Origin of the sequence: Algoriphagus sp. PAP.12 (genome assembly GCF_026652115.1) — a bacterium.
Classification (GTDB): Bacteria; Bacteroidota; Bacteroidia; order Cytophagales; family Cyclobacteriaceae; genus Algoriphagus.
Map to the genome: position 1 here is coordinate 1 of NZ_JAPPSQ010000044.1, position 5,477 is coordinate 5,477.

At 38.4% G+C, this 5,477-nt stretch carries 6 protein-coding genes; 5 read left to right on the top strand and 1 reads right to left on the bottom strand.

What is annotated here, in order from left to right:
* Positions 1-20: 20 nt before the first annotated feature.
* The gene (locus O0V13_RS21205) at positions 21-1,121 is read right to left on the bottom strand and encodes a hypothetical protein (RefSeq protein WP_268037021.1); all 1,101 of its coding nucleotides are present in this window, start codon (positions 1,119-1,121) and stop codon (positions 21-23) included.
* A gap of 9 nt (positions 1,122-1,130) precedes the next feature.
* Between O0V13_RS21205 and O0V13_RS21210 the strand changes: the two genes are divergently transcribed.
* The 5 genes from O0V13_RS21210 to O0V13_RS21230 all read left to right on the top strand — a co-directional run.
* The gene (locus O0V13_RS21210) at positions 1,131-1,481 is read left to right on the top strand and encodes a 2Fe-2S iron-sulfur cluster-binding protein (RefSeq protein ID WP_326492757.1); all 351 of its coding nucleotides are present in this window, start codon (positions 1,131-1,133) and stop codon (positions 1,479-1,481) included.
* Between the two features lies 1 nt (position 1,482).
* Positions 1,483-2,067 carry a thymidine kinase gene (locus tag O0V13_RS21215; protein ID WP_268037022.1) on the top strand — a complete coding sequence of 195 codons (585 nt, stop codon included), beginning with the start codon at positions 1,483-1,485 and terminating at the stop codon, positions 2,065-2,067.
* Positions 2,068-2,086: 19 nt separating this feature from the next.
* Positions 2,087-2,776, top strand: a complete 690-nt coding sequence (recO, locus tag O0V13_RS21220; RefSeq protein WP_268037023.1) for a DNA repair protein RecO — start codon at positions 2,087-2,089, stop codon at positions 2,774-2,776.
* A gap of 202 nt (positions 2,777-2,978) precedes the next feature.
* Positions 2,979-4,754 (top strand): transcription termination factor Rho, encoded by a 1,776-nt coding sequence (gene rho, locus O0V13_RS21225; protein WP_268037024.1) that lies wholly within the window; start codon positions 2,979-2,981, stop codon positions 4,752-4,754.
* 226 nt (positions 4,755-4,980) lie between these two features.
* The coding region (locus O0V13_RS21230; protein WP_268037025.1) for a hypothetical protein at positions 4,981-5,477 on the top strand (497 nt) is incomplete at its 3' end.

Sequence of the window (5,477 nt, forward strand, 5' to 3'; positions counted from 1 at the left end):
GCCTCCGAAGAGGCTTAATTTTAATCTGCAAACTTTCGATATACAAGTTGTAAAAACTCCTGAACCGGCTCCGTATTAGGTTCCCAATTCAACTCATTCACATATCGTTTATTAACTAAGTCAATTGATTCCTCAAATGACCGGCATTCATCGATTGACTTAAGTGCATGTCCCAAAAGGTCAGCATTACCATCAAAAAGCTCTTTGGTAAACATAAATCTCTGATTGATAGCTAAGCTTTCTGAAAGTTCGCCAATTACCCCCTTCATTCCTCGATAAGTTTCCACTGAAAATCGTGCCCTGAGCTCTTGAGCATTGATTGGTCCATTGGAATAGGAGGATGAAGGAGGCAAATCAGCCGCAACAGGTTCTGGTTTTAGTTCTGGTTTATATTCCTGCTTCGGAGATTCAGCCGCTGGGCTTTCTTCCACAGAATCAAAAAATGATCCTTGGTCATTTGAAACCGGAGTTGGATCGGGAGTGACAGGTGGCTTGGACTCATTTTCGATGTAAGCATCTAGATTAAAAGCTTTCACATCTCCCAAAGTAGCAATCAACAAATTGACAGATTCCAAATTATCAGAAATAGCTTGATAATTTGCCGCTATGGCTCTTTTATAAGCAGATTCATCATGCCCAAATCCAGCTTTGTCAATAAGGAAAGAAACTACCTTGTCATGCCATTTATAATACTTTTTATTCTCTTTGAGATATTCATTTATCTTACCTGCAGGAGCTTTATCGATTTCTTTCTGATAATAAGCGACCGGGTCGGTAGCAACCTGAATGGCTTGAGATACCGCATAGGAAACCAAAGGTTCAAAACTGCCTCTTTCTACCTTGATTCTACGAGAAAGCACATTCATAAACTGAGTCAGAGCTTCATGAACACTAATGTCTCTGTAATCGAAGTATGGGTTGCTATTCAGCTTGGTCAATTCTTCCTGCCACAATTCAAAAAGTCTCTTGATGATAAAAAAGTTGACTTGAATTGAGCTAGTTAACTGGATGATATCCTGACCTGTAATAAATTGTTTTCCGGAATAATATCGATCGCAAACTATGCTAGCGAACTCTTCTGAATATTTTTCTAAATAATTGCTGTTAATTTGAACTGTCATTGCAAGGTGATGTTTACAAAAGTCAACGAACAAATGCCAAGAATAGTCATTGAAAACCTATTTAATCTTTCAATTAATTCTGAAGCATCACATCGTAAAGTTATCGAATTAATTCATGAAAACGGTACCGATTGGATGCACGCCTGTGGTAAAAAAGGAAGATGCACCTCTTGTAAGATTATAGTTTGCGCCGGCATGGAAAATCTAAGTGAGCCTAATGAACGCGAACTTTTTTACAAAAATCAAAACCGTCTACAATCCAATGAACGCTTATCTTGCCAAGCGGTTTTAGAAAAAGGCGAGATAAAAGTCAGAGTTGCAGAAATTAATAAATTCCCGCATATAGAATATAGCGAGTAAGATGTTTTTTGAACCATCCATAGAACGACATAAAACCCCAGAAAGAAAAGGCCAAATCGAGGTGATTTGTGGTTCTATGTTTTCGGGAAAAACAGAAGAATTAATCCGTAGATTGAATCGTGCAAAAATAGCGAGACAGAAGGTAGAGATCTTTAAGCCAAGTGTAGATAAAAGATATCACGAAGAAGATGTTGTGTCACACAACGAAACTTCAATTCGCTCGACTCCAGTAAATTTTGCTGATGATATTTTGCTTTTGAGTGGGGATTGTGATGTAGTCGGAATCGATGAAGTTCAGTTTTTTGATGAGCAAATCGTATCTGTTGCTCAAAAATTGGCAAATAAAGGTAAAAGAGTAATCCTAGCTGGCTTAGATATGGACTTTGAAGGAATGCCTTTTGAGCCCATGCCCAAACTGATGGCTATCGCAGAATATGTAACGAAAGTTCATGCTATTTGCATGAAGTGTGGTGATTTGGCAGCCTTTTCCTTCAGACTTTCTGATTCCAAACAAAAAGTCATGCTTGGAGAAAAAGATGCATACGAAGCTCGTTGCAGAAAATGCTTTTACGAAGACAAAAAGTAGAACCTATCCTACCTGATTCATGCTTAAAAAGACTGAAGGCATTGTTTTAAGTTCTATTCGATATAAAGATACCAGTATCATTGTTAGGATTTTCACAAGAGAACTTGGCTTGAAATCCTATATTGTCAATGGAGTCAGAAGTCAGGGAGCCAAATCCAAAGCAGCTTTATATCAACCTATGACCATTTTGGATCTGGTTGTCTATGAAAAAGAAAAAGGAGGACTACAGCGGATTTCAGAAGCTAAAATTGGTTTTCCGTACCAATTGATCCCGTTTGATTTTAGCAGATCAGGTATCACAATGTTTATGGCAGAAGTGGCTGGAAAATCTCTGTACGACAATTACCAGAATGAATGGCTTTTTGACTTCTTGAAAGAAAGTCTAATCCACCTGGATCAAAAAGGCACTGAGTTAAAGCATTTCCCCTTAGCTTTTTTAGTCCACAAAGCTCGATATTTAGGGTTTGGGCCTGACCAACCTGAAGAGTTTTTCGAAGAAAGCCGCTCTCTCCCATTCAAAGCTGAAGAAATTCCGATAATCAAAGAATATATAGAAAACCTCTTGTCTGATAGTTACAGTTGCAATTTTAGACCAGGAATCCACTTAAGAAGGCAGCTTTTGGACTATTTCTTGGATTTTTATAGAGAGCAACTCGATAGTGTAACCCCTTGGAAATCAATAGGTATTTTGCGACAATTAATGAATTAATAAAAAACCCATTAAATATTATTCAGCGAAGACTCAAAAATTTGCGAATTAGGCATGGATAACTTAATATTGTGGCATCACCGTGAATGAACAAACCATCCCACTTTGGTTTGAGTTTTTCCTGCAGACCATTTTTGCTCAGAAAATCATCCACGATTCCTATTTCGTATTTTACTCATAATACACATTTCATACCCTCTTTATGTACAACATAGAAGAACTCAGAATCAGGCTTTTATCTGAACTGAAGGAAATCGCTGAGGAATTGGGTGTCAAAAACCACAAATCTCTCAAAAAAGACGAACTTGTCTATGCGATCTTAGATCAGCAAGCCATCACCCCCGAGCAGGCCCTCCCCAAAAAGAAGCCATCCATGGCAGAAAGTCAACAAGCTGAATCTCCAAAAGCAGTAGAGAAAATAGCTGAAAAATCCACTCCAAAAGAAGAACCTGAGTATAAGCCTAAGTTTAAAAGGCAAAACGTGACTGAAGCACCTCAGGAAGAAAAAAATTCTAAAGAGCCTGAAAAAAAACCAAAACCTGCTCCTAAAGCAAAAAAGGAAGCAGTACCAGCAAAATCTGAAGAGCCAGCTAAAAAGCAGGCACCTACAGAAAAACCTGCCGAAGAAGGCAAGACTTTTAGACCAAGAAGAAGAGTTTTTGAAGAGGTCAATGTAGATAAAGCTTCCGAAGAATCTACCCCTAAAACTCAGGAAGAAAAGCCTACTAAAGTAGAAGCAAAACCTGAACAAGAAGTAGAATTACCAAGAAGAAAGAACTTCAAGTCTCAGGATGAGGTTATGACCCCAGCTGCCGAAACTGTTCAAAGCAACCGAAAGAAAACCTATGTTAGCGCAAAGGAATTTGACGGTGTGATTGAAAACGAAGGAGTTTTGGAAATCATGCAGGAGGGTTATGGATTCCTTAGATCTCTAGATTATAACTATTTGGCTTCTCCAGATGATATATATGTATCTCCAAGCCAAATCAAACTTTTCGGTCTGAAAACCGGAGATCACATCAAAGGGTCGATTCGTCCTCCAAAAGAAGGTGAAAAGTATTTTGCTTTACTTAAAATCGAAACTGTCAATGGTAAGACAACTGACGAAATCAGAGATCGTGTACCATTTGAATATCTGACGCCGCTTTTCCCGGAGGAGAGGTTAAACTTGACTACTACTCCGGACAAAATGTCAACGAGAGTTGTGGATTTGTTTGCTCCTATAGGTAAAGGACAGCGTGGCATGATCGTCGCTCAACCAAAAACTGGTAAGACGGTACTACTACAGCAAATCGCTAATGCCATCACCAAGAACCACCCGGAAGTTCACTTAATGATTCTTTTGATCGATGAGCGTCCTGAAGAGGTTACTGATATGGCGAGATCTGTAAGAGCGGAAGTGGTTTCATCTACTTTTGACGAGCAGGCAGACAGACATGTGAAGGTTGCCAATATTGTTTTGGAAAAAGCAAAAAGAATGGTAGAAGTAGGACACGATGTGGTAATTTTGCTTGACTCTATCACTCGTCTGGCTAGAGCTCATAACACCGTAGTGCCAAGTTCAGGAAAAATCCTTTCTGGTGGTGTCGATGCAAATGCCCTACACAAACCAAAAAGATTCTTCGGTGCAGCTAGAAATGTAGAAAATGGAGGTTCTTTGACTATCATCGCTACTGCATTGGTAGAAACTGGTTCCAAAATGGATGAAGTAATCTTTGAAGAATTCAAAGGTACTGGTAACATGGAACTTGCATTGGACAGAAAATTGGCTAACAGAAGAATCTATCCGTCTATCGATGTCTTGAGCTCTGGTACCAGAAGGGAAGACCTATTGATGGACAAAGAAGAAATGCAAAGAGTATGGATCCTAAGAAAACTGATGAGCGATATGACCTCTCAGGAATCTATGGAATTCCTACTTCAGCGAATGAAAGGAACGCGAGACAATGCCGAATTTTTGATCAGCATGAACAGTTGATATTTATCAATTAATCTTATACAAAATAGCTGTTACCAAAACGTAACAGCTATTTTTTTTGGATTTTTGAATATCAAAAATTGATTTATAAATTTAAAAAAAACTAACTCCTATATACAAACCCATTATTAGTTCAACATAAATACCCAACATACTATAAAAATTTTCTTGAGAATCATTTCAAAATACGATAAAACGTATTTTTACAACAGTTTTTTCGTTGTTTATGCAAATATTAACTTACCTAAAACACATAGTTTTTTTTCCCCTGTTCCTTTTTCTTTTTGAAAAAGGGACAGGAAATATTTTTTTAAATAACAGTGTAAATTCAAATTCCTCCGTCAATAGCTTTAGTAAGCTAGAAAAATTTGATAAAACGACAGACAGAATTTTTGCCTGTAATATTTCATTAACGTCCGCTGTTGGATCTGATAATCAAACCATATGTGATGGAACCCCCATATCAACCATTAGTTTTACAGTTGATTCTGGGACAATTTCGGTTTCTGGGACATTAAATGGACTCACAGTCACTGGAGATGGGACTAGCAGCCTTTCGATCACAGGGATTCCAACTGCAGATGTCAGTTTTAATATTATCGCTTCCGGAGGGACGTGTGATGGAACTGGGATTGAAAATGTTAGTGGATCCATCACTGTCAATCCGGCAGCTCCAACTGCGCTCAGCTACTCCGATAACGGACCCTTAACCTATTGCGCCAG

Bases quoted from the DNA above. Each gene is read 5' to 3' on its own strand.
- rho (WP_268037024.1), top strand. From the start codon at position 2,979: ATGTACAACATAGAAGAACTCAGAATCAGGCTTTTATCTGAACTGAAG.
- recO (WP_268037023.1), top strand. From the start codon at position 2,087: ATGCTTAAAAAGACTGAAGGCATTGTTTTAAGTTCTATTCGATATAAA.
- O0V13_RS21215 (WP_268037022.1), top strand. From the start codon at position 1,483: ATGTTTTTTGAACCATCCATAGAACGACATAAAACCCCAGAAAGAAAA.
- O0V13_RS21205 (WP_268037021.1), bottom strand. From the start codon at position 1,121: ATGACAGTTCAAATTAACAGCAATTATTTAGAAAAATATTCAGAAGAG.
- O0V13_RS21210 (WP_326492757.1), top strand. From the start codon at position 1,131: ATGTTTACAAAAGTCAACGAACAAATGCCAAGAATAGTCATTGAAAAC.